The sequence below is a fragment of the Pseudomonas farris genome, from assembly GCF_019145235.1.
Taxonomy (GTDB): domain Bacteria; phylum Pseudomonadota; class Gammaproteobacteria; order Pseudomonadales; family Pseudomonadaceae; genus Aquipseudomonas; species Aquipseudomonas farris.
In genome coordinates this window covers 356,123-379,323 of record NZ_JAHSTV010000005.1, presented here as the reverse complement: position 1 = coordinate 379,323, position 23,201 = coordinate 356,123, and the positions used below count along the sequence as shown (strand labels likewise).

The window sequence follows — 23,201 nt, the reverse complement described above, 5'->3', positions numbered from 1 at the left end:
AATACATGAGCGCGCTCTATATGATTGTCGGCACCCTGGTAGCGCTGGGTGTGCTGGTTACCTTCCACGAGTTCGGCCATTTCTGGGTCGCGCGTCGCTGTGGGGTCAAAGTGCTGCGTTTCTCCGTGGGCTTCGGTATGCCGCTGCTGCGCTGGCACGACAGCAAAGGCACTGAATTCGTGATCGCCGCCATCCCGTTGGGTGGCTACGTGAAAATGCTCGACGAGCGCGAAGGCGAGGTCCCGGCCGATCAGGTCGATCAATCCTTCAATCGCAAATCTGTCCGTCAGCGCATCGCCATCGTTGCAGCCGGCCCGATCGCCAACTTTCTATTGGCAATGGTGTTTTTCTGGGCATTGGCAATGCTGGGCAGCGAGCAGGTGCGGCCGGTTATCGGTGCGGTCGAGTCCGGCAGTATTGCCTCCAAGGCAGGTTTGAGCCCGGGCCAGGAAATTATGGCCATCGATGGCGAGCCAACCTCCGGTTGGGCCGCGGTGAACCTGCAGCTGATCCGTCGTCTGGGTGAGAGCGGTTCCCTTCAATTGCTGGTCCGCGAACAGGGCTCCACGGTGGACTCACCCCGTGAGCTGGTGCTGGACAAGTGGCTCAAGGGTGCTGAGGAGCCAGATCCGATTCGCTCGCTGGGTATTCGTCCTTGGCGTCCGGCGTTGCCTCCAGTCCTGGCCGAATTTGATCCGAAAGGGCCGGCGAAGGCTGCGGGCCTGAAGCCGGGTGACCGCTTGTTGGCCCTTGATGGCAAGGCGCTGGACGACTGGCAGCAAGTAGTCGATATCGTCCGTATGCATCCGGATACCAAAATCATGCTGCGTGTCGAGCGCGATGGTGCTCAAATCGACGTCCCTGTGACGTTGGCCGCTCGCGGCGAGAGCAAGTCACCCAGTGGTTATCTGGGCGCCGGGGTGAAAGCGGTCGATTGGCCACCAGAGATGATTCGCGAAGTCAGTTACGGTCCGGTGGCTGCGATTGGCGAGGGTGCCCGACGTACCTGGACCATGAGCGTACTGACCCTCGATTCGCTCAAGAAAATGTTGTTCGGTGAGCTCTCGGTAAAAAACTTGAGTGGACCGATAACCATTGCTAAAGTGGCGGGCGCTTCTGCCCAGTCGGGCGTCGCTGATTTCCTGAATTTCCTTGCTTATCTGAGTATTAGCTTGGGGGTTCTGAATTTGTTGCCCATTCCTGTACTGGATGGGGGGCATTTGTTGTTTTATCTGATCGAGTGGGCGCGTGGTCGTCCCTTGTCGGATCGGGTGCAAGGTTGGGGGATACAGATCGGAATCAGTTTGGTGGTCGGGGTGATGTTACTTGCTCTGGTCAATGATCTGGGTCGACTGTAACGCTTCGCTGAATTGCGAATCTGCCGCATTTTGCGGCAGTTTTTATTGCCAGTTGGAATAAGAAAGGACTTCATGAAACGTCTGCTGCTAACTGCGGTTCTCACCGTATTGATGATCGCCGAAGTTCACGCCGAGTCCTTCACTATCTCTGATATTCGCGTCAATGGCCTCCAGCGGGTCTCCGCGGGTAGCGTCTTTGGTGCCTTGCCGTTGAACGTCGGCGAACAGGCGGATGATCGTCGCCTGGTGGAATCCACTCGTGCGTTGTTCAAAACCGGGTTCTTTCAAGATATCCAGCTGGGTCGCGATGGCAACGTCCTCGTTATCACTGTAGTCGAGCGTCCGTCGGTCGCCAGTATCGAGATCGAAGGCAACAAGGCGATCTCCACTGAAGACCTGATGAAGGGCCTCAAACAATCCGGTCTGGCCGAAGGCGAGATCTTCCAGCGCGCCACCCTTGAAGGTGTGCGTAACGAGCTGCAGCGTCAATACGTCGCTCAGGGCCGTTACTCGGCCACCGTCGATACCGAAGTGGTGCCGCAGCCGCGTAACCGCGTGGGCCTGAAGGTCAACATCAACGAAGGCACCGTTGCAGCTATCCAGCACATCAACGTGGTGGGTAACACGGTTTTTCCTGATGAAGACCTGATCGACCTGTTCGAACTCAAAACCAGCAACTGGCTGTCGTTCTTCAAGAACGATGACAAGTACGCTCGTGAAAAACTCTCCGGTGACCTGGAGCGTCTGCGTTCCTACTATCTGGATCGCGGCTATATCAATATGGATATCGCTTCGACCCAGGTGTCCATCACTCCGGACAAGAAACACGTCTACATCACCGTCAACGTCAACGAAGGCGAGAAGTACACCGTTCGTGACGTCAAGCTCAGCGGTGACCTGAAAGTGCCTGAAGACCAGGTCAAGTCCCTGCTGCTGGTTCAAAAAGGCCAGGTGTTCTCGCGCAAGCTGATGACCACCACGTCCGAACTGATTACCCGTCGCCTGGGTAACGAGGGTTACACCTTCGCCAACGTCAACGGCGTGCCTCAGCCTCACGATGACGACCACACGGTCGACATCACGTTCGCTGTCGATCCGGGCAAGCGTGCTTACGTGAACCGTATCAACTTCCGCGGCAACACCAAGTCCGAAGACGAAGTGCTGCGCCGTGAAATGCGTCAGATGGAAGGTGGTTGGGCTTCGACTTACCTGATCGACCAATCCAAAACCCGTCTGGAGCGTCTGGGCTTCTTCAAGGAAGTCAACGTCGAAACGCCGGCCGTGCCGGGCGTAGACGACCAGGTTGATGTGAACTACAGCGTTGAAGAACAGGCCTCCGGCTCGATTACCGCGAGCGTCGGCTTCGCCCAGAGTGCCGGTCTGATCCTCGGTGGTTCGATCACCCAGAACAACTTCCTGGGTACCGGTAACAAGGTCAGCATCGGTTTGACTCGCAGTGAATACCAGAGCCGCTATAACTTCGGTTATGTCGACCCCTACTGGACTGCTGATGGTGTGAGCCTGGGTTACAACGCTTTCTATCGCACCACAGACTATGACGACCTCGATGTCGACGTGGCCAGCTATGCCGTAGACAGCCTGGGTGCGGGCGTGAGCGTCGGCTACCCGATCAGCGAGACTTCGCGCCTGACCTTCGGTCTGACCGCGCAACAGGACGATATCAAGACCGGCCAGTACACCGTTGACGAGATTTTCGACTTCGTTAACCGCGAGGGCGACAGCTACCTGAACTTCAAGGCTTCGGCCGGTTGGTCCGAGTCCACTTTGAACAAAGGCGTGCTGGCGACCCGTGGTCGTTCTCAGAGCCTGACTCTGGAAACCACCACCCCTGGCAGCGACTTGTCGTTCTTCAAGCTCGATTACCGTGGCCAGCTGTTCCAGCCATTGTCCGAAAACTACACCATGCGTCTGCACACCGAGCTGGGCTATGGCGATGGTTACGGTTCGACCGATGGCTTGCCGTTCTATGAAAACTATTACGCCGGTGGTTTCAACTCGGTGCGTGGCTTCAAGGACAGTACTCTGGGGCCTCGCAGTACACCAAGTACCGGTAAAAACCCGGGGACGTCGGTCGACCCGGACCAGGATCCACTGCCATTCGGTGGTAATGTCCTGATCCAGGGCGGTGTTGAGGTTCTGTTCCCTCTGCCGTTCGTCAAGGATCAGCGCTCCCTGCGTACTTCGGTATTCTGGGACGTGGGTAACGTGTTCGACTCGACGTGCAAAGAGACCAGGAATGCTGACGGTTCCAAGTCCAATACGCAGTGCAACGACATCAGCCTGAGCAACATGGCCAGTTCCGTCGGTGTCGGCGTGACCTGGGTTACCGCACTGGGTCCTTTGAGCTTCGCGTTGGCCATGCCGATCAAGAAACCGGATGACGCTGAGACTCAAGTGTTCCAATTCTCCCTCGGCCAGACGTTCTAAGCGTCTGACCCAAGATAACGACAATGGATTTTGTAGGAGTGCATCGTGCGTAAGTTGACTCAATTGGTTCTCCTGGCGACCGTACTGGTAGCAGGTCCGGCTTTTGCCGACATGAAAATCGCCGTGCTGAATTATCAAATGGCATTGCTGGAATCCGACGCGGCGAAAAAATACGCCGTGGATGCCGAGAAAAAATTCGGCCCGCAACTGACCAAGCTTAAGAGCCTGGAAAGCAGCGCCAAGGGTATCCAGGACCGTCTGATGGCCGGCGGCGACAAAATGCAGCAAGGCGAGCGTGAACGTCTGGAACTCGAGTTCAAGCAAAAGGCTCGTGATTTCCAGTTCCAGTCCAAGGAACTGAACGAAGCCAAGGCCGTTGCCGACCGTGAAATGCTGAAACAGCTCAAGCCGAAACTGGACAGCGCTGTGGAAGAAGTCATCAAGAAAGGTGCTTTTGACCTGGTCTTCGAGCGTGGCGCAGTGATTGATGTCAAGCCTCAGTACGACATCACTCGCCAGGTTATCGAGCGCATGAATCAGCTGAAGTAACCCATGACAGCGACTATAAAGCTCGGCCAGTTGGCCGAGTTCCTCGGCGCCACCTTACGTGGCGACCCGAAGAAAGAAATTACTGGGCTAGCCACTTTGCAAGAGGCTGGCCCAGCTCAGTTGAGCTTTCTGGCAAATCCTCAATACCGTAAATACCTGGCTGACAGTCAGGCCGCAGCCGTATTGCTGAAGGCCGCTGACGCTGAAGGTTTTGCCGGTGATGCATTGGTGGTGCCGGATCCGTATCTGGCCTACGCGCGCGTTTCCCACCTGTTCGATCCCAAGCCCAAAGCGCCTGCCGGTATTCATCCGACAGCGGTGGTGGCAGTGGATGCAGTGGTCGACCCGGCGGCGAGCATCGGTGCTTTTGCGGTGATCGAAAGTGCAGCGCGTATTGGCGCAGGTGTGACCGTTGGGGCTCATTGCTTCATCGGTGCGCGCTGCGAAATCGGCGAGGGCGGCTGGTTGGCCCCGCGGGTCACGCTGTATCACGACGTGCGCATCGGCAAACGGGTGGTGATTCAATCCGGTGCCGTACTCGGCGGTGAAGGCTTCGGTTTTGCCAACGAGAAAGGTGTCTGGCAGAAAATCGCGCAGATCGGTGGTGTCTCGATCGGCGATGACGTGGAAATAGGCGTAAATACCGCTATCGATCGCGGCGCACTGGCCGATACCGTTATCGGCAATGGTGTGAAGCTCGATAACCAGATTCAGATCGCTCACAACGTCCAGGTCGGTGACCACACCGCCATGGCCGCCTGTGTGGGAATCTCCGGCAGTACCAAAATCGGCAAGCATTGCATGCTCGCCGGTGGCGTAGGGCTGGTGGGGCATATCGAGATTTGCGACAACGTTTTCCTGACCGGGATGACCATGGTGACCCACTCGATTACCGAGCCGGGTTCCTATTCTTCCGGTACGGCGATGCAACCAGCAGCCGAATGGCGCAAAAGCGCGGCCCGTATCCGTCAGCTCGATGACATCGCGCGACGACTACGACAGCTGGAAAAGCGTGTGGGGGACGTGACCCCTGACGGTAATGCTTCATCAGATGGCTGATACCATTTCCATATCAAGTGTGCACAGCCGCTAGACTGCCTCCTTGATTTGCTAGAGGAGTGCGCGTCAGTCGCGCGCTCCCAATCTTTACATAGGCTTCCCCCCGAAATGATGGACATCAACGAGATTCGCGAATACCTGCCTCACCGTTACCCGTTCCTGCTGGTGGACCGGGTCGTGGATCTGGATGTGGAAGGCAAGCGCATTCGCGCCTACAAGAATGTCAGCATCAACGAACCGTTCTTCAATGGTCACTTCCCTGCGCATCCAATCATGCCGGGCGTATTGATCATCGAAGCGATGGCTCAGGCTGCCGGGATCCTTGGTTTCAAAATGCTGGATGTGAAACCTGCAGACGGCACCCTTTACTACTTCGTCGGCTCCGACAAACTGCGCTTCCGTCAGCCGGTGCTGCCGGGCGATCAACTGATTCTTGAAGCCAAGTTCATCAGTTGCAAGCGTCAGATCTGGAAGTTCGAGTGCCAGGCTTCGGTCGATGGCAAGCCAGTCTGCTCCGCTGAAATCATCTGCGCGGAACGCAAACTATGAGTTTGATTGACCCTCGCGCAATCATCGATCCGACGGCCATTCTGGCCGACGACGTCGAGGTCGGCCCTTGGTCGATCATCGGCGCAGGTGTGGAAATCGGCGAGGGGACAGTGATCGGGCCGCATGTGATTCTCAAGGGCCCGACCCGAATCGGTAAGCACAACCGCATCTACCAGTTTTCTTCGGTAGGCGAGGACACGCCCGATTTGAAATACAAGGGCGAAGAAACGCGTCTGGTCGTCGGTGACCATAATGTCATTCGCGAAGGCGTGACGATTCACCGCGGGACCATTCAGGATCGTTCGGAAACGACCCTGGGCGATCACAACCTGATCATGGCCTATGCCCACATCGGTCACGACAGCGTTATCGGCAACCACTGCATCTTGGTCAACAACACCGCGTTGGCGGGCCATGTGCACGTTGAAGACTGGGCGATCCTGTCCGGTTTTACCCTGGTTCACCAGTATTGCCACATTGGGGCCCATAGCTTTTCGGGCATGGGCACTGCTATTGGCAAGGACGTTCCAGCCTACGTCACGGTATTTGGCAACCCTGCCGAAGCCCGCAGCATGAACTTCGAAGGCCTGCGCCGTCGCGGTTTCAGCGAAGATGCGATCCACGCGCTACGTCGTGCCTACAAGGTGGTTTACCGCCAGGGCCTGACGGTCGAACAGGCGCTTGCCGAGCTGGCCGAACCCTCGCTTCAGTTCCCGGAAGTCGCTGTATTCCGTGACTCCATCCAGTCTTCGACCCGCGGCATCACCCGTTAACCATGGCCAATTTGCGTATTGCGCTGGTGGCGGGAGAGGCTTCCGGTGACATTCTGGGTGCGGGCCTCATGCGCGCGCTCAAGGCTCGGCATCCGGCAGTCGAGTTCATTGGTGTCGGCGGTCCGCTGATGCAGGCCGAAGGCCTGACGTCGTATTTCCCCATGGAACGCCTTTCTGTCATGGGCCTGGTGGAAGTGCTGGGCCGTTTGCGCGAGCTGTTGGCGCGTCGCAAGAAACTGATCGCGGACCTGATCGCCGAGAAGCCGGACGTGTTCATCGGTATCGATGCTCCGGATTTCAACCTCAATATCGAACTCAAGCTGCGTCAGGCCGGGATCAAGACCGTGCATTACGTCAGCCCGTCGGTCTGGGCCTGGCGGCAGAAGCGGGTGCTGAAGATTCGCGAAGGTTGCGACCTGATGCTGACGCTGTTTCCGTTCGAAGCTAAATTTTATGAAGAGAAGGGCGTGCCGGTGCGGTTTGTCGGCCATTCCCTGGCCGATGCGATTCCGCTTGAGGCTGATCGCGCCGCCGCGCGGGCCGAACTTGGTTTGCCGGATGGGCCGCTGGTCGCCCTGATGCCGGGTAGCCGGGGTGGTGAGGTTGGGCGCCTTGGTGCGCTGTTCCTCGACACCGCCCAGCGCTTGCGCGCCATGCGCCCGGGCGTACGGTTCGTCATGCCATGCGCGAGCCCGCAGCGCCGGGCCCAGCTTGAAGAGCTGCTGGCCGGTCGCGATCTGCCGCTGACCTTGCTCGACGGCAAATCCCATCTGGCCCTGGCTGCTTGCGACGCGGTGTTGATCGCTTCGGGCACAGCTACGCTGGAAGCATTGTTGTACAAGCGGCCGATGGTGGTCGCTTATCGCTTGGCACCGCTGACGTTCTGGATTCTCAAACGGATGGTGAAAAGTCCCTACGTCTCCTTGCCGAATTTGCTGGCCCAGCGCCTGCTGGTGCCGGAGTTGTTGCAGGACGATGCGACGGTAGAGGCCTTGGCCCAGACCCTGTCGCCACTGATCGAAGGTGGCCAGGAACAGACCCGAGGCTTTGACGAAATCCACCGAACCCTGCGCTTGGACGCCTCCAATCAGGCAGCGGACGCGGTACTGAACCTGATTGGCAGAGCATAATGAGCAAAGCAAGTAAGCAGCTGGGCCTGGATTTTATGCTAGTCGATGAACTTGAAGATCTGGTGGCGGGTGTCGATGAAGTCGGTCGCGGCCCGCTGTGTGGCGCGGTGGTGACGGCGGCGGTGATCCTTGATCCGAGCCGCCCCATCCTGGGCCTCAATGATTCGAAGAAGCTCACCGAAGCTCGCCGTGATGCGCTTTACGACGAAATCTGCGAAAAAGCCCTGAGCTGGTATGTCGCTCGGGCTGAAGTAGAAGAAATCGACGAACTGAACATTCTTCACGCCACCATGCTGGCCATGCAGCGTGCCGTCGAGGGGCTGCACATTCAGCCGAAACTGGCGATGATCGACGGCAACCGTTGCCCGAAACTCTCTATGCGCGCCGAAGCGGTAATTCAGGGTGACGGCAAGGTGCCGGCCATTGCCGCGGCATCGATTCTGGCCAAGGTCAGCCGTGATCGAGAAATGGCGGCGTTCGAATTGATTTATCCGGGTTACGGGATCGGAGGCCATAAAGGCTACCCGACGCCCGTTCATCTGGAAGCGCTGGCCCGCTTGGGGCCGACCCCGATTCATCGCCGCTCGTTCGCCCCGGTCCGCTTGGCGTATGAAGCGCGGGAAAACCTGATCGGTAGTTAGTCGCAGGCTGATGTTTTACTCAAGGCCCGGTACAATCCGGGCCTTGTTGTCTTTACGTTTCTAGTTTCTAGACAGGATCACTATGCCGGCTTCATTCGTTCATCTACGCCTGCACACTGAATATTCCCTGGTCGACGGTCTGGTGCGGATCAAACCGCTGGTCAAGACCCTGGTCGGCATGAACATGCCTGCCGTGGCGGTCACCGACCAGAACAACATGTGTTCCCTGGTCAAATTCTATAAAGCTGCCATGGGGGCGGGGATCAAGCCAATCTGCGGCGCCGACCTGTGGCTGTCGAACAAGGATCCGGACAACTCCTTGAGCCGGATCAGCCTGCTGGCGATGAACGCCGTGGGCTATCGCAACCTCACCGAACTGATCTCTCGCGGCTTCATCGACGGCCAGCGCAATGGCTCGGTCATCATCGAGCGCGAGTGGGTGGCTGAAGCCAGCGAAGGCTTGATCATGCTGTCGGCGGCGAAAGAGGGCGAGATCGGTCTGGCCATGCTCAGCGGTAACCCGGACGAAGCCGAAGCCCTGGCACGCGAGTGGATGGCGGTGTTTCCGGATCGTTTCTATCTGGAAGTCCAGCGCACCAGCCGCCCCAATGACGAAGAGCAACTGCACGGCGCCGTGGCGCTGGCGGCGAAGATCGGCGCGCCGCTGGTGGCGACCAACGATGTGCGCTTCATCAAGCAGGAAGACTTCGAAGCCCACGAAACCCGCGTGTGCATCGGTGAGGGCCGCGCCCTCGACGATCCGCGGCGTTCGAAGAATTACAGCGATCAGCAATACCTCAAAAGCGCCGAGGAAATGGCCGAGCTGTTCAGCGACTTGCCCGAGGCGCTGGAAAACACCGTCGAGATCGCCAAGCGCTGCAACATCGACGTGAAACTGGGCAAGCACTTCCTGCCCAACTTTCCGATTCCCGATGGCATGACCATCGACGAATACTTCCGCAAGGTTTCCTTCGACGGTCTGGAAGAGCGACTCAGCGTTCTGCTGCCCAAGGACACCACCGAAGACTACGAAGCCAAGCGCCAGGTCTATGTCGACCGGCTGAATTTCGAGCTGGATATCATCATCCAGATGGGCTTCCCCGGTTACTTCCTGATCGTTATGGACTTTATCCAGTGGGCCAAGAGCAACGGCGTGCCGGTAGGTCCGGGACGTGGGTCGGGTGCCGGGTCGCTGGTGGCCTATGTGCAGAAAATCACCGACCTCGACCCGCTGGAATATGACTTGCTGTTCGAACGTTTCCTTAACCCGGAACGGGTATCCATGCCCGACTTCGACGTCGACTTCTGCATGGACGGCCGTGACCGGGTGATCGATTACGTGGCCGAGAAATACGGCCGTAATGCGGTTAGCCAGATCATCACCTTCGGTTCCATGGCGGCGAAAGCGGTGGTCCGTGACGTGGCGCGGGTGCAGGGCAAGTCCTACGGCTTGGCGGATCGTCTGTCGAAGATGATTCCGTTCGAAGTCGGCATGACTCTGGAGAAAGCCTACGAGCAGGAAGAAATCCTGCGCGACTTCATCAAGGTCGATGAAGAGGCTGCGGAAATCTGGGAGATGGCGCGCAAGCTCGAAGGCGTTGTGCGTAACGTCGGCAAGCACGCCGGTGGTGTGGTAATCGCGCCGACCAAGCTGACCGACTTCTCGCCGATTTATTGCGACGAAGCGGGCGATGGTCTGGTAACCCAGTTCGACAAGGATGACGTCGAGGCTGCCGGTCTGGTGAAGTTCGACTTCCTGGGCCTGCGGACCCTGACGGTCATCGATTGGGCGCTGAAAACCATCAACCGCGATCGCGCCAAGGTCAACGAGCCGCCGCTGGATATCGCTTTTATCCCGCTGGACGACAAACCGACTTACACGCTGCTGCAAAAAGCTGAAACCACCGCGGTGTTCCAGCTCGAGTCGCGCGGCATGAAAGAGCTGATCAAAAAGCTCAAGCCCGACTGCCTGGAAGACTTGATCGCACTGGTGGCCCTGTTCCGTCCGGGCCCGTTGCAATCAGGCATGGTTGACGACTTTATCAACCGTAAGCACGGTCGCGCGGAGCTCGCGTACCCGCACTCGGATTACCAGTACGAAGGCCTCAAGCCCGTCCTGGCGCCGACTTACGGCATCATCCTGTATCAGGAACAGGTGATGCAGATTGCCCAGGTCATGGCCGGTTACACCCTTGGCGGTGCAGACATGCTGCGTCGAGCCATGGGTAAGAAAAAACCCGAAGAAATGGCCAAGCAACGTGGCGGTTTCATTGAAGGTTGCGCCACCAACAATATCGACGCCGACCTGGCCGGTAACATCTTTGACCTGGTAGAAAAGTTCGCCGGTTACGGCTTCAACAAATCCCACTCCGCCGCGTATGGCCTGGTGTCGTACCAGACCGCGTGGCTGAAAACCCATTACCCGGCGCCGTTCATGGCCGCGGTACTGTCGGCGGATATGCACAACACCGACAAGGTCGTGACCTTGATCGAAGAAATTCGCACCATGAAGCTGCGTCTCGACGCGCCGGATGTGAATACTTCGGAGTTCAAGTTCACGGTGAATGACGAAGGCCGCATTATTTATGGTCTCGGCGCAATCAAGGGTGTGGGCGAAGGGCCGGTGGAAGCGATCACCGAGGCGCGTCAGGACGGACCGTTCAAGGATCTGTTCGATTTCTGCGCCCGTGTCGATCTCAAACGGATCAACAAGCGCACCCTGGACGGTTTGATCCGCAGCGGCGCGCTTGATCGTCTGGGCCCGTATTTCCATGACGAACCAAAAGCCTATCAAGCCAGCATCGACCAGAACCGCGCGGTCTTGTTGAACGCGATGGAAGGGGCGATCAAGGCTGCCGAACAAACCGCGCGTACCCACGACAGTGGCCACGCCGATCTGTTTGGCGGCTTGTTCGTCGAGGAAGACGCCGACGTCTACGCCAATCATCGCAAGGCCAAGGAACTGACCCTCAAGGAACGCCTGAAAGGGGAGAAAGACACCCTGGGCCTGTACCTGACCGGTCACCCGATTGACGAGTACGAAGGCGAGATTCGTCGCTTCGCCCGTCAGCGCATCATCGACCTGAAGCCGGCTCGCGATACTCAGACGGTCGCGGGCATGATCATCGCCCTGCGAGTGATGAAGAACAAAAAGGGCGACAAGATGGGTTTCATCACCCTCGACGACCGCTCCGGCCGAATCGAAGCCTCGCTGTTCGCCGACGCCTTCCACTCCGCGCAGTCGCTGTTGCAGACCGACGCGATGGTGGTGGTCGAAGGCGAAGTCAGCAACGACGACTTCTCTGGTGGCCTGCGGTTGCGGGTCAAGCGTGTGATGAGCATGGAAGACGCGCGCACCAACCTGGCCGAAAGCCTGCGCCTGAAATTGCACACCAAGGATTTGAAGGGGGATCAGCTACGCTGGCTGGGCGAGCTGTTCAAGCGCCATCGCGGCGCGTGCCCGATCACCATGGAGTACACCAGTCCCGATGCGAAGGCCTTGTTGCAGTTCGGCGAGACTTGGCGGATCGATCCGGCGGATGCCTTGATTCAAGCCTTGCGTGACCAGTTCGGGCGAGACAACGTCTTCCTCCAATACCGTTGACGGTCAGGTGCCATTCTTTACCATTAGAGCGCGCCTGATCCCGACCCAAATTTTTAATCTCGACCTGAACGCGCCTGTCCCTTAAGGTAGGGCGCGAATAGACAACCGGCCGGCCCAAGCTCTCTTGGAAGGTCGACCCAAGACGGACGCCTATGAACCCGAATTTTCTAGATTTCGAACAGCCGATCGCCGACCTGCAAGCCAAGATCGAAGAGTTGCGCTTGGTCGGTAATGACAATTCGCTGAATATCGGCGATGAGATCTCCCGCCTGCAGGACAAGAGCAGCACGCTGACCGAAGACATTTTCGGCAAGCTGACCAGCTGGCAGATCGCACGTCTGGCGCGTCACCCGAAACGTCCGTATACCCTGGACTACATCGAACACATCTTCACCGAGTTCGACGAACTGCACGGCGACCGTCATTTCTCCGACGACGCTGCCATCGTTGGCGGTGTTGCCCGTCTGGACGACCAGCCGGTGATGATCATCGGTCACCAGAAAGGCCGCGAAGTGCGCGAGAAGGTTCGCCGCAACTTCGGCATGCCGCGTCCGGAAGGCTATCGCAAGGCGTGCCGTCTGATGGAAATGGCCGAGCGTTTCAAAATGCCGATCCTGACCTTCATCGACACCCCGGGTGCTTACCCAGGCATCGACGCCGAAGAGCGCAACCAGAGCGAAGCAATTGCCTGGAACCTGCGCGTCATGGCTCGCCTGAAAACCCCAATCATCGCCACTGTGATCGGTGAGGGTGGTTCCGGTGGTGCACTGGCGATCGGTGTCTGCGATCAGTTGAACATGCTGCAGTACTCGACCTACGCGGTGATTTCGCCGGAAGGTTGCGCCTCGATTCTGTGGAAAACTTCCGAGAAAGCCCCGGATGCTGCTGAAGCCATGGGCATCACTGCCGAACGTCTGAAGGGCCTGGGCATTGTCGATAAAGTGATCGGCGAGCCATTGGGCGGCGCTCATCGTGATCCGGCCGCTGCGGCTGCCTCGATCCGCGCCGAGCTGAGCTCGCAACTGGCGATGCTGAAGAAGTTCGACAACGAGGCGCTGTTGGCCCGTCGTTATGAGCGTCTGATGAGCTACGGTCTCTGATCTGACGCTGCTTCGGCAAATGCTGGATAACCAATGTGGGAGCGGGCTTGCTCGCGAAAGCGGTATAACAGTCAACTGATGTGTTGAATGTTAAGCCGCTTTCGCGAGCAAGCCCGCTCCCACATTTGATTTGTGCGAAGTGATCGATATGAGTCAGCCCACGATTGATTTGCCTACCAGGCTCCTGCGCAACCTCACACCTTGGCGCACCGCTACAACCTGGCGCATCGCCTTCTCCGGTGGTCTCGACTCCACCGTCCTGCTGCACCTTCTCGCGCACCTTGCGAAAACCCAATCCCTGCCGGCGCTGAGCGCCATCCATGTCCACCACGGCCTTCAGGCTGCGGCTGATGCGTGGCCGGAGCATTGTCAGTCGGTCTGTGATGCGTTGGGCGTGCCGCTAGAGGTCGTGCGTGTTCAGGTTGAACCCGGCGCCAGCCTTGAGCGCGCGGCGCGGGATGCGCGTTATGGCGCCTTCAACGCGGCGACTTATGCTGGTGAAGTGCTGCTCACAGGCCAACACCGGGACGATCAGGCGGAAACCCTGTTGTTTCGGCTGATGCGTGGGGCAGGGGTGAGAGGCTTGTCGGGCATGCCGAACGAGCGTCCTTTGGGCCAGGGGCATCTGCTGCGACCCTTGCTCGACGTCACTCGCGCCGAGCTTGAGGCCTACGCGACTGAATATCAGTTGAGCTGGATCGAGGATCCGTCGAACCAGGATCGCCAGTTCTCGCGCAATTATCTGCGTCATCAAGTGTTCCCGGTGTTGACCGCGCGCTGGCCGCAAGTGGTGGCGACCATGGCCCGCAGCGCTGCGCATCTGAGCGAAGCGCAGGGACTGCTCGACGAATTGGCGCAAATCGATCTGGCCCACGCCACCACGGTCAGTGATTTCGATTGGCTGGGTTTGCCGTCGCTGGAGCTGGCACCACTGGAAAAACTGTCTGATGCGCGCCAGCGCAACGCACTAAGTCACTGGCTCAAACCGTTGACGACTTTGCCGGACAGTGACCATTGGTCGGGTTGGGAAAGTTTGCGCGATGCGACCGGCGATGCGCGTCCGGTTTGGCGGCTCGCGGCGGGTGAGTTGCATCGCGCGGGCGGGCGTCTCTGGTGGTTGTCTGGTGGTTGGCTGCGCATTCCGCCACCCCCAGTGTCTTGGGCTGATCCCGCGGTATCACTGGCGTTGCCGGATAACGGCGTCCTTACGTTCACCGGTCAGCCCCCAGATGGCCCGCTGCAAATCCGCTATCGTGAAGGCGGGGAGGTGATGAACCTGCCCGATCGCGGCCACCGTGACTTGAAGCGTTTGCTCAACGAACGCGGTGTGCCGGGCTTCGCCCGTGGCAGATTGCCGCTGGTCTACAGAGGCCAGCAATTGCTGGCGGTGGCGAACCTGCGGGGGCTAAATGGCGGTGAGCAAGGTGGCTGGTATTTGCATTGGCAGCCGCTGATCGAAGATCAAGGTTTGAGCTGAAAGGGGCTTTCCGGTAGACTACGCTCCCTTCTTGATACAACTTCTGTGGATTCTCCTGAATCGCAGGAGTTGCCGATTACCAAGCAGTCTTTGCTGGGCGATTCCAAAAAATGTGTAGCGAGCAACCTTCCGGTGTTTCATCTACCGGTCTGTCCCAACGCGGCGGTTTTTTTGAAAGGTGCACTGTGATTAATGCAGGTGATCGGGGGCTTCGGCCTTCCTTCGCTTTCCCCGGCGGCTCGGACCGCTTTAACGCAGACTTCTAGGGTTTTTCATGACGCGCTACATATTCGTCACGGGCGGTGTTGTTTCTTCATTGGGGAAAGGCATTGCCTCGGCTTCATTGGCGGCCATCCTGGAGGCGCGGGGACTTAAGGTCACCATGCTGAAGCTGGACCCGTACATCAACGTTGACCCGGGCACCATGAGCCCGTTCCAGCACGGTGAAGTGTTCGTCACCCACGACGGCGCCGAGACCGACCTGGACCTGGGCCACTACGAGCGGTTCATCCGCACGACCATGACCCAGAACAACAACTTCACCACCGGCCGTGTCTACGAACACGTCCTGCGCAAAGAGCGCCGTGGTGATTACCTGGGCGCAACCATTCAGGTGATCCCGCACATCACCGACGAAATCAAGCGCCGGATCATCAAGGGCGCCGGCGATGCCGACGTGGCCATGGTCGAGATCGGTGGCACCGTGGGTGATATCGAGTCGCAACCGTTCCTCGAAGCGATCCGTCAATTGCGTTTCGAAGTCGGCGCCAAGCGCGCGATGCTGATGCACCTGACGCTGGTGCCGTACATCGCCACTGCCGGCGAAACCAAAACCAAGCCGACTCAGCACTCGGTCAAGGAACTGCGTTCCATTGGCCTGCAGCCAGACGTGCTGGTGTGCCGCTCCGATCACCCGATCGACATCTCTTCGCGCCGCAAGATCGCCCAGTTCACCAACGTTGAAGAACGTGCGGTGATCGCGCTGGAAGACGCCGACACCATCTACAAGATCCCGGGCATTCTGCACTCCCAGGGCCTGGATGATTTCGTCGTCGAGCGTTTCGGCCTGCAATGCGACAGCGCCGATCTGTCCGAGTGGGAAGCGGTGGTTGATGCCAAGCTGAATCCGGAACACGAAGTCACCATCGCGATGGTCGGCAAGTACATGGAACTGCTGGACGCCTACAAGTCGCTGATCGAAGCGATGAGTCACGCCGGCATCAGCAACCGCACCAAGGTCAACCTGCGCTACATCGATTCCGAAGATATCGAAAACCAGGGCACCGCGCTGCTGGAAGGTGTCGACGCGATTCTGGTACCGGGCGGCTTCGGTCTGCGTGGCGTTGAAGGCAAGATCACTGCCGTTCAATACGCTCGCGAAAACAAGGTTCCATACCTGGGTATCTGCCTGGGCATGCAAGTGGCTGTTATCGAGTTCGCTCGTAACGTCATGGGCTGGAAAGACGCCAACTCCACCGAGTTCGATCGCACCAGCGGTCACCCGGTCGTGGGCTTGATCACCGAGTGGGAAGATGCCACCGGCGCAGTCGAAACCCGCACCGAAACCTCTGATCTGGGCGGCACCATGCGCCTTGGCGCTCAGGATTGCCTGCTTGAGCCAGGTTCCCTGGTGCACGATTGCTACGCCAAGGATGTGATCGTCGAGCGTCACCGTCATCGCTACGAAGTGAACAACAACCTGCTGCCGCAAATCATCGAGGCCGGTCTGAAAATCTCCGGTCGTTCCGGTGATGGCGCGCTGGTTGAAGTGGTCGAAGCACCGGATCATCCATGGTTCGTCGCTTGCCAGTTCCACCCTGAGTTCACCTCGACGCCACGCGACGGTCACCCGTTGTTCAGCGGCTTCGTTAAAGCCGCTTTGACCCAACACCAGAAGAAGGCATAAACCTGATGGCGCAGAAGATCATCCGCGTAGGCAACATCGAGATTGCCAACGACAAGCCAATGGTGCTGTTCGGTGGCATGAACGTACTGGAAAGCCGCGACATGGCGATGCAGGTCTGCGAAGAGTACGTAAAGGTCACTGAGAAACTCGGTATCCCTTACGTGTTCAAGGCCAGTTTCGACAAGGCGAACCGTTCTTCTGTGACCTCTTACCGTGGCCCCGGCCTGGAAGAGGGCATGCGGATTTTCCAGGACATCAAGCAAGCCTTCGGCGTGCCGGTCATCACCGACGTCCACGAGCCTGATCAGGCCGCGGTCGTCGCTGAAGTCTGCGACATCATCCAGTTGCCGGCCTTCCTGTCGCGCCAGACCGACCTCGTGGTCGCGATGGCCAAGACCGGCGCGGTGATCAACATCAAGAAAGCCCAGTTCCTTGCGCCTCAGGAAATGAAACATATCCTGAACAAATGCGTAGAAGCCGGTAACGATCAGTTGATCCTCTGCGAACGTGGTTCGAGCTTCGGCTACAACAACCTGGTGGTCGACATGCTTGGCTTCGGCATCATGAAGCAGTTCGAATACCCGGTGTTCTTCGACGTGACCCACGCCCTGCAAATGCCCGGCGGTCGCTCCGATTCCGCTGGTGGTCGTCGCGCCCAGGTCACCGACCTGGCCAAGGCCGGCATGAGCCAGTCGCTGGCCGGTTTGTTCCTTGAAGCGCACCCGGACCCGGATAACGCCAAATGCGACGGCCCTTGCGCCTTGCGTCTGGACAAACTGGAACCCTTCCTGGCCCAGCTCAAAGCACTGGACGAACTGGTGAAGAGTTTTCCGACGGTAGAAACCGCGTAAACCTCAATTCTCCGGTAAAGTACCGCACGATTTAATGCTCAAGCCCTCGGGCTTGAGCCTTATCGTCCGCAAGCCTGCCCGCTGTCTGTCACTTGCCGACGATAAAAGATTTCCTTCAGCTGCGTCGTTTTCGTCAACTTTGGAGTGTTTACAACAATGGCAAAAATCGTCGACATCAAAGGTCGTGAAGTTCTCGACTCCCGTGGCAATCCCACTGTGGAAGCAGACGTGCTTCTCGATAACGGCATCATCGGCAGCGCTTGCGCGCCATCCGGTGCTTCCACTGGCTCGCGTGAAGCACTCGAGCTGCGTGATGGCGACAAGAGCCGTTACCTGGGCAAAGGCGTTCTGAAAGCCGTCGCCAACATCAACGGTCCGATCCGCGACCTGTTGCTGGGTGCAGACCCAAGCGACCAGAAAGCGCTGGATCACGCGATGATCAAGCTGGACGGCACCGAAAACAAAGCGACCCTGGGCGCCAACGCGATCCTCGCCGTTTCCCTGGCCGCGGCCAAGGCGGCAGCACAGGACCAGGACCTGCCGCTGTACGCACACATCGCTAACCTGAACGGCACCCCGGGTGTTTACTCGATGCCGGTTCCGATGATGAACATCATCAACGGTGGCGAGCACGCCGATAACAACGTCGACATCCAGGAATTCATGGTTCAGCCAGTAGGCGCCAAGTCTTTCTCGGAAGGTCTGCGCATGGGCACCGAGATTTTCCATCACCTTAAAGCTGTACTGAAGGCTCGCGGCCTGAGCACTGCCGTCGGTGACGAAGGTGGTTTCGCGCCGAACCTGGCCTCCAACGAAGACGCTTTGAAAGTGATCTCCGAAGCCGTGGCCAATGCCGGTTACAAGCTGGGCACCGACGTGACCCTGGCCCTGGACTGCGCGGCCAGCGAATTCTACGAAGACGGCAAGTACAACCTGTCCGGCGAAGGCCAGGTGTTCACCGCTGAAGGTTTCGCCGATTACCTGAAAGGTCTGACCGAGCGTTACCCGATCATCTCCATCGAAGACGGTCTGGACGAGTCCGACTGGGCTGGCTGGAAAATCCTCACCGACAAAATCGGCGAGAAGACTCAGCTGGTGGGCGACGACCTGTTCGTGACCAACACCAAGATCCTGAAAGAAGGCATCGATAAAAAGATCGCCAACTCGATCCTGATCAAGTTCAACCAGATCGGCACCCTGACCGAAACTCTGGAAGCGATCCAGATGGCCAAGGCCGCTGGTTACACCGCCGTAATCTCGCACCGCTCCGGCGAAACCGAAGATTCGACCATTGCCGACCTGGCTGTGGGCACCGCGGCTGGCCAGATCAAGACCGGCTCCCTGTGCCGTTCCGACCGTGTTTCCAAGTACAACCAACTGCTGCGTATCGAAGAGCAGTTGAATGGTAAAGCCAAGTACAACGGTCGTAGCGAATTCCGCGGCTAATTGCTACGAAGTAAAAAAGACACCGGATTGTGTCGGAAAAATCGCAGCAGCGATGGATTTGCCACTAATCTGATGCCTTAAGAGCACAAGCCTGGTTCTTCCAGGCTTCGTGCTATCAGAAGCTTCAAAGTTTTGGCATGGCTGTCTTTTTTCACTGGATACCTGATATTCGATGCGCAGTCCCAATTGGTTGTTCCTCGTCTTGCTCTTGCTGCTGGCTGGCCTGCAGTACCGCCTGTGGGTGGGTAATGGCAGTCTGGCGCAAGTGGCCGAGCTGAAGCAGCAGATTGCGGATCAACACGCCGAGAACGAGGCGTTGCTGGAGCGCAATCGGGTGATGGACGCCGAAGTCAGCGAATTGAAAAAGGGCATGGAGACCGTTGAAGAACGGGCTCGTCATGAGTTGGGCATGGTCAAGGACGGTGAAACCCTTTACCAGTTGGCCCAATGATTAATTCGTTACCGGCCTTCTGGGCCGTGATTCCTGCCGCGGGCGTCGGTGCCCGTATGGCCGCGGACCGTCCCAAGCAATACTTGCAACTGGGCGGGCGCACTATTCTCGAACACAGCCTTGGCTGTTTCCTCGATCATCCTGCCCTGAAAGGGTTGGTGGTCAGTCTTGCAATCGACGATCCTTACTGGCCGAACCTGGCATGTGCTTCCGATCCGCGAATTCAGCGGGTCGAAGGTGGCGCCGAGCGTTCCGGGTCAGTGCTCAATGCCTTGCTGCATCTGCATGCCCAAGGCGCTGACGATGAGGATTGGGTGTTGGTTCACGATGCCGCACGACCGAATCTGGCGCGTGATGATCTCGATAAATTGCTCAGTGAACTGGCCGACGATCCGGTGGGCGGCCTGTTGGCCGTGCCTGCACGCGACACTCTCAAGCGGGTCGACCAGCATGGGCGCGTGCTGGAAACGGTGGATCGCAGCGTGATCTGGCAGGCCTATACGCCGCAAATGTTTCGCCTTGGCGCGTTGCATCGGGCGTTGGCGGACAGTCTGGTGGCGGACGTTGTCGTCACCGATGAAGCCTCGGCCATGGAATGGTCGGGCCAGGCGCCGCGCTTGATTGAGGGGCGATCCGATAACATCAAAGTCACTCGCCCCGAAGATCTGGAGTGGTTGCGGCAGCGTTGGGCTAACCGCCGCTAAGCCTTTTCGTGTTCAGGCGGGGTTCCGCGTCGCGCCTTTCGCGAGCAAGCCCGCTCCCACACTTGATCTCAGTCGGTTGCATGTTTGGGGTCTGACACAGAACCAGTGTGGGAGCGGGCTTGCTCGCGAAAGCGGTAGCTAAGGCAATGAACCTGTCATTGATGTTCACTAATAGATCTAATTACGGTACTCCGGCCGTTCGGCCAACCCTTCCTTCAAGTAATCCACCAACTTGCGCACCTTCGGCGACAGATGCCGTTGCTGTGGGTAAAGCGCCCAAACCGCTGTGTTCGGCGGTTGGTGGGCTTCCAGCAGCGAAATCAATTCGCCGTTTTTCAGGTATTCCAGCACGTAGTAATCCGGTAACTGACACAATCCAACCCCTTGTAGCGCGGCATCCAGCACTGCCTGCCCACTGTTGCAGCGCCAGTTTCCCTGCACTCGCTGGGAAAATTCCCGCCCGTTCTGTTCCAGTTGCCAGATGTCCGAGCTACCGATGAGGCAGTTATGGCGACTTAATTCCGACAAGCTATGTGGGCGACCATACCGTTCCAGGTAGGACGGTGAGGCGCACAGGTACATGCGCCGTGGTGCCAGACGCGTGGCGACCAATCTTGAATCCTGCAGGCGGCCGAGGCGGATGGCCAGGTCCAACCCTTCATGCACAAGGTCAAGCGGGCGGTTACTCAGTTCGATGTCGACGCGCAATTGCGGATACAGCCCCATGAAGCGAGTCACCAGTGGCACGATGAATCGTTCACCGTAGGCCACGGCACAGGTCATGCGCAGCATGCCCTTGGGTTCGCTGGTCAGGTCGCCGACCGCGCGCAGTGCTTCTTCGCGACCGTCCTGCAAACGCTGGCAATGTTGCAGGAAGGTTTGCCCGGCCTCGGTTAGCGTGACACGGCGGGTGCTGCGATAGAGCAAACGGGTTTGCAGGCGCTCTTCCAGTCGTACGATTTGGCGACTGATGTGGGAGGAAGACACCCCAAGGCGCTCAGCCGCAGCGGTGAATTGGCTGCACTCGGCCACGGCAACGAACTCATCGATGCCTTCCCAGCGGTTTTCGGACATCAGGATTATCCCTGTATGGCAATAATGTTTTGCTTTTGTCCCGATTATTCATCGTGAGCCGCTGTATTACACTCCTTGTCTCGTTTTTATTCACTGGAGAGACAGCATGATCAAGTCGCGCGCCGCCGTTGCCTTCGAGGCCAAGAAACCCCTCGAGATCGTTGAAGTCGATGTCGCTATGCCCAAGGCGGGTGAAGTCCTGCTGCGCGTCGTCGCCTCCGGTGTCTGCCATACCGATGCCTATACCCTCTCGGGCGCGGACCCGGAAGGTATCTTCCCGTCGATCCTGGGTCATGAAGGTGGCGCGGTGGTCGAAGCGATCGGCGAGGGCGTGACTTCGGTCGCGATAGGCGACCATGTGATCCCGCTGTATACCCCGGAATGCGGCAAGTGCAAATTCTGTCTGTCGGGCAAAACCAACCTCTGTCAGGCGATTCGTGCGACTCAGGGTAAAGGCCTGATGCCGGATGGCACTTCGCGTTTTTCCTACAAGGGCGAAACGATTTTCCACTACATGGGCACCTCGACTTTTTCCGAGTACACCGTGCTGCCGGAAATCTCCGTCGCTAAAATTCCTAAAGAAGCACCGTTGGAAAAAGTCTGCCTGCTGGGTTGTGGCGTCACCACTGGCATCGGCGCGGTCATCAACACTGCCAAGGTCAAACCAGGTGATACCGTCGCCATCTTCGGTCTGGGCGGTATCGGTCTGTCGGCGGTGATTGGCGCGGTCAAAGCCAAGGCAGGGCGGATCATCGCCATCGACATCAACCCGGCCAAGTTCGAGATCGCCAAGCAATTGGGCGCTACCGATTGTGTAAACCCGAAAGACTTCGATCGTCCGATTCAGGAAGTGATCGTCGACATGACCGATGGCGGCGTCGACTTTTCCTTCGAATGCATCGGCAACGTCCAGTTGATGCGTGCTGCTCTTGAGTGCTGCCACAAGGGTTGGGGTGAGTCGGTGATCATCGGCGTGGCCGGCGCCGGTCAGGAAATCTCTACTCGTCCGTTCCAATTGGTGACCGGTCGCGTCTGGCGCGGTTCGGCGTTCGGTGGTGTGCGCGGGCGTACCGAGTTGCCGAGCTATGTCGAAATGGCCCAGACCGGCGAAATCCCGCTGGATACTTTCATTACCCACACGATGGGCCTGGAAGATATCAACAAGGCGTTTGACCTGATGCATGAAGGCAAAAGCATCCGTACCGTCATCCATTTCTGAGGTCGGTCATGAGCCTGGAAAATATCTCCTGTCAGAAAAGCTTTGGCGGCTGGCACAAGCGCTATCGGCACCGCTCCGACGTGCTCGGTTGTGACATGGTTTTTGCCGTTTACCTGCCGCCGCAAGCGGAGCAGGGCGGTAAACTGCCGGTGCTGTACTGGTTGTCCGGCCTGACCTGCACCGACGAGAACTTCATGCAAAAGGCCGGCGCCATGCGCATGGCCTCTGAGCTTGGGCTGATCATCGTCGCACCGGACACCAGCCCGCGCGGTCCTGATGTGCCGGGTGATCCGGACGGCGCCTGGGATTTCGGTCTCGGTGCCGGGTTTTATCTGAATGCCACGCAGGAACCCTGGTCCCGGCACTATCGGATGCATGACTATGTCGTGCAGGAATTGCCGGCATTGGTCGAAGCGCATTTCCCTGCATCGGACAAGCGTGGCATCAGCGGTCACTCCATGGGTGGCCACGGCGCGTTGGTCTGTGCGTTGCGCAATCCGGGGCGTTATCTGTCGGTGTCGGCGTTCTCGCCGATCAACAATCCGATTGATTGCCCTTGGGGGCAGAAAGCCTTTTCCCGTTACTTGGGAGAGGACCGTTCGAAGTGGCGCGAATGGGATGCCTGTGCGTTGATCGCCGAGGCTGACGAGAAGCTGCCGCTGCTGGTCGATCAGGGGGATCGCGATGATTTCCTGGCCACCCAGCTCAAGCCTGAAGCCTTGCAGCAGGCCGCCAAACTGGCAGGTCATCCGCTGGCGTTGCGTCTGCAACCGGGCTACGACCACAGTTATTTCTTCATCGCCAGCTTCATTGACGACCACTTGCAGCATCACACGCGCGCTCTAGGCGCCTAATGTCCGAC

General features: G+C 58.4%; 19 protein-coding genes. 18 read left to right on the top strand and 1 reads right to left on the bottom strand.

Features of this window, described 5'->3' with window-relative positions:
* Window positions 1-5: 5 nt before the first annotated feature.
* The 16 genes from rseP (at window position 6) to ispD (ending at window position 20,046) form a co-directional block, all read left to right on the top strand.
* On the top strand, window positions 6-1,358 hold the full coding sequence (rseP, locus tag KVG95_RS13105) for an RIP metalloprotease RseP (protein WP_052966365.1): 1,353 nt from the start codon (window positions 6-8) through the stop codon (window positions 1,356-1,358).
* Window positions 1,359-1,430: 72 nt separating this feature from the next.
* Window positions 1,431-3,806, top strand: coding sequence for an outer membrane protein assembly factor BamA (gene bamA / locus KVG95_RS13100; protein ID WP_217856740.1), 2,376 nt, complete (start codon window positions 1,431-1,433; stop codon window positions 3,804-3,806).
* Between the two features lie 45 nt (window positions 3,807-3,851).
* Complete coding sequence (locus tag KVG95_RS13095) at window positions 3,852-4,355, top strand: OmpH/Skp family outer membrane protein (RefSeq protein WP_007907155.1); 504 nt, start codon at window positions 3,852-3,854, stop codon at window positions 4,353-4,355.
* A 3-nt stretch (window positions 4,356-4,358) separates the two neighbouring features.
* Window positions 4,359-5,414, top strand: coding sequence for a UDP-3-O-(3-hydroxymyristoyl)glucosamine N-acyltransferase (gene lpxD, locus KVG95_RS13090; protein WP_217856739.1), 1,056 nt, complete (start codon window positions 4,359-4,361; stop codon window positions 5,412-5,414).
* Between the two features lie 108 nt (window positions 5,415-5,522).
* Window positions 5,523-5,963 (top strand): 3-hydroxyacyl-ACP dehydratase FabZ, encoded by a 441-nt coding sequence (fabZ, locus tag KVG95_RS13085; protein ID WP_007940511.1) that lies wholly within the window; start codon window positions 5,523-5,525, stop codon window positions 5,961-5,963.
* Complete coding sequence (gene lpxA, locus KVG95_RS13080; protein WP_217856738.1) at window positions 5,960-6,736, top strand: acyl-ACP--UDP-N-acetylglucosamine O-acyltransferase; 777 nt, start codon at window positions 5,960-5,962, stop codon at window positions 6,734-6,736. The genes fabZ and lpxA overlap by 4 nt, the downstream gene beginning before the upstream one ends.
* 2 nt (window positions 6,737-6,738) lie before the next feature.
* Window positions 6,739-7,866: a lipid-A-disaccharide synthase gene (lpxB, locus tag KVG95_RS13075; RefSeq protein WP_217856737.1), complete on the top strand. Its 1,128-nt coding sequence runs from the start codon at window positions 6,739-6,741 to the stop codon at window positions 7,864-7,866.
* A complete protein-coding gene (rnhB, locus tag KVG95_RS13070; RefSeq protein ID WP_008072671.1) occupies window positions 7,866-8,507 on the top strand; it encodes a ribonuclease HII in 642 nt (213 codons plus the stop codon). Before lpxB ends, rnhB begins: the two co-directional genes overlap by 1 nt.
* A gap of 82 nt (window positions 8,508-8,589) precedes the next feature.
* A complete protein-coding gene (gene dnaE / locus KVG95_RS13065) occupies window positions 8,590-12,111 on the top strand; it encodes a DNA polymerase III subunit alpha (protein ID WP_217856736.1) in 3,522 nt (1,173 codons plus the stop codon).
* Between the two features lie 152 nt (window positions 12,112-12,263).
* Window positions 12,264-13,211, top strand: coding sequence for an acetyl-CoA carboxylase carboxyltransferase subunit alpha (locus KVG95_RS13060; RefSeq protein WP_052966371.1), 948 nt, complete (start codon window positions 12,264-12,266; stop codon window positions 13,209-13,211).
* 148 nt (window positions 13,212-13,359) lie between these two features.
* The gene (gene tilS / locus KVG95_RS13055) at window positions 13,360-14,688 is read left to right on the top strand and encodes a tRNA lysidine(34) synthetase TilS (protein WP_217856735.1); all 1,329 of its coding nucleotides are present in this window, start codon (window positions 13,360-13,362) and stop codon (window positions 14,686-14,688) included.
* 274 nt (window positions 14,689-14,962) lie between these two features.
* Window positions 14,963-16,594, top strand: a complete 1,632-nt coding sequence (gene pyrG / locus KVG95_RS13050; RefSeq protein ID WP_007907172.1) for a CTP synthase — start codon at window positions 14,963-14,965, stop codon at window positions 16,592-16,594.
* Between the two features lie 5 nt (window positions 16,595-16,599).
* On the top strand, window positions 16,600-17,445 hold the full coding sequence (kdsA, locus tag KVG95_RS13045; RefSeq protein ID WP_008072675.1) for a 3-deoxy-8-phosphooctulonate synthase: 846 nt from the start codon (window positions 16,600-16,602) through the stop codon (window positions 17,443-17,445).
* 156 nt (window positions 17,446-17,601) lie between these two features.
* The gene (gene eno / locus KVG95_RS13040; protein ID WP_007907175.1) at window positions 17,602-18,891 is read left to right on the top strand and encodes a phosphopyruvate hydratase; all 1,290 of its coding nucleotides are present in this window, start codon (window positions 17,602-17,604) and stop codon (window positions 18,889-18,891) included.
* Between the two features lie 172 nt (window positions 18,892-19,063).
* Entirely contained in the window at window positions 19,064-19,342 is a 279-nt protein-coding gene (gene ftsB, locus KVG95_RS13035; RefSeq protein WP_007907178.1) for a cell division protein FtsB, read from the top strand.
* Complete coding sequence (gene ispD, locus KVG95_RS13030) at window positions 19,339-20,046, top strand: 2-C-methyl-D-erythritol 4-phosphate cytidylyltransferase (RefSeq protein WP_217856734.1); 708 nt, start codon at window positions 19,339-19,341, stop codon at window positions 20,044-20,046. Before ftsB ends, ispD begins: the two co-directional genes overlap by 4 nt.
* Before the next feature lie 177 nt (window positions 20,047-20,223).
* On the opposite strand, the gene KVG95_RS13025 is transcribed toward ispD, so the two are convergent.
* Window positions 20,224-21,120 carry a LysR substrate-binding domain-containing protein gene (locus KVG95_RS13025; RefSeq protein WP_217856733.1) on the bottom strand — a complete coding sequence of 299 codons (897 nt, stop codon included), beginning with the start codon at window positions 21,118-21,120 and terminating at the stop codon, window positions 20,224-20,226.
* Between the two features lie 106 nt (window positions 21,121-21,226).
* On the opposite strand from KVG95_RS13025, the gene KVG95_RS13020 reads away from it, so the two are divergent.
* Together KVG95_RS13020 and fghA are read left to right on the top strand one after the other, a co-directional pair.
* Window positions 21,227-22,339: an S-(hydroxymethyl)glutathione dehydrogenase/class III alcohol dehydrogenase gene (locus KVG95_RS13020; RefSeq protein ID WP_217856732.1), complete on the top strand. Its 1,113-nt coding sequence runs from the start codon at window positions 21,227-21,229 to the stop codon at window positions 22,337-22,339.
* An 8-nt stretch (window positions 22,340-22,347) separates the two neighbouring features.
* Window positions 22,348-23,193 (top strand): S-formylglutathione hydrolase, encoded by an 846-nt coding sequence (fghA, locus tag KVG95_RS13015; RefSeq protein ID WP_217856731.1) that lies wholly within the window; start codon window positions 22,348-22,350, stop codon window positions 23,191-23,193.
* Window positions 23,194-23,201: the final 8 nt, after the last annotated feature.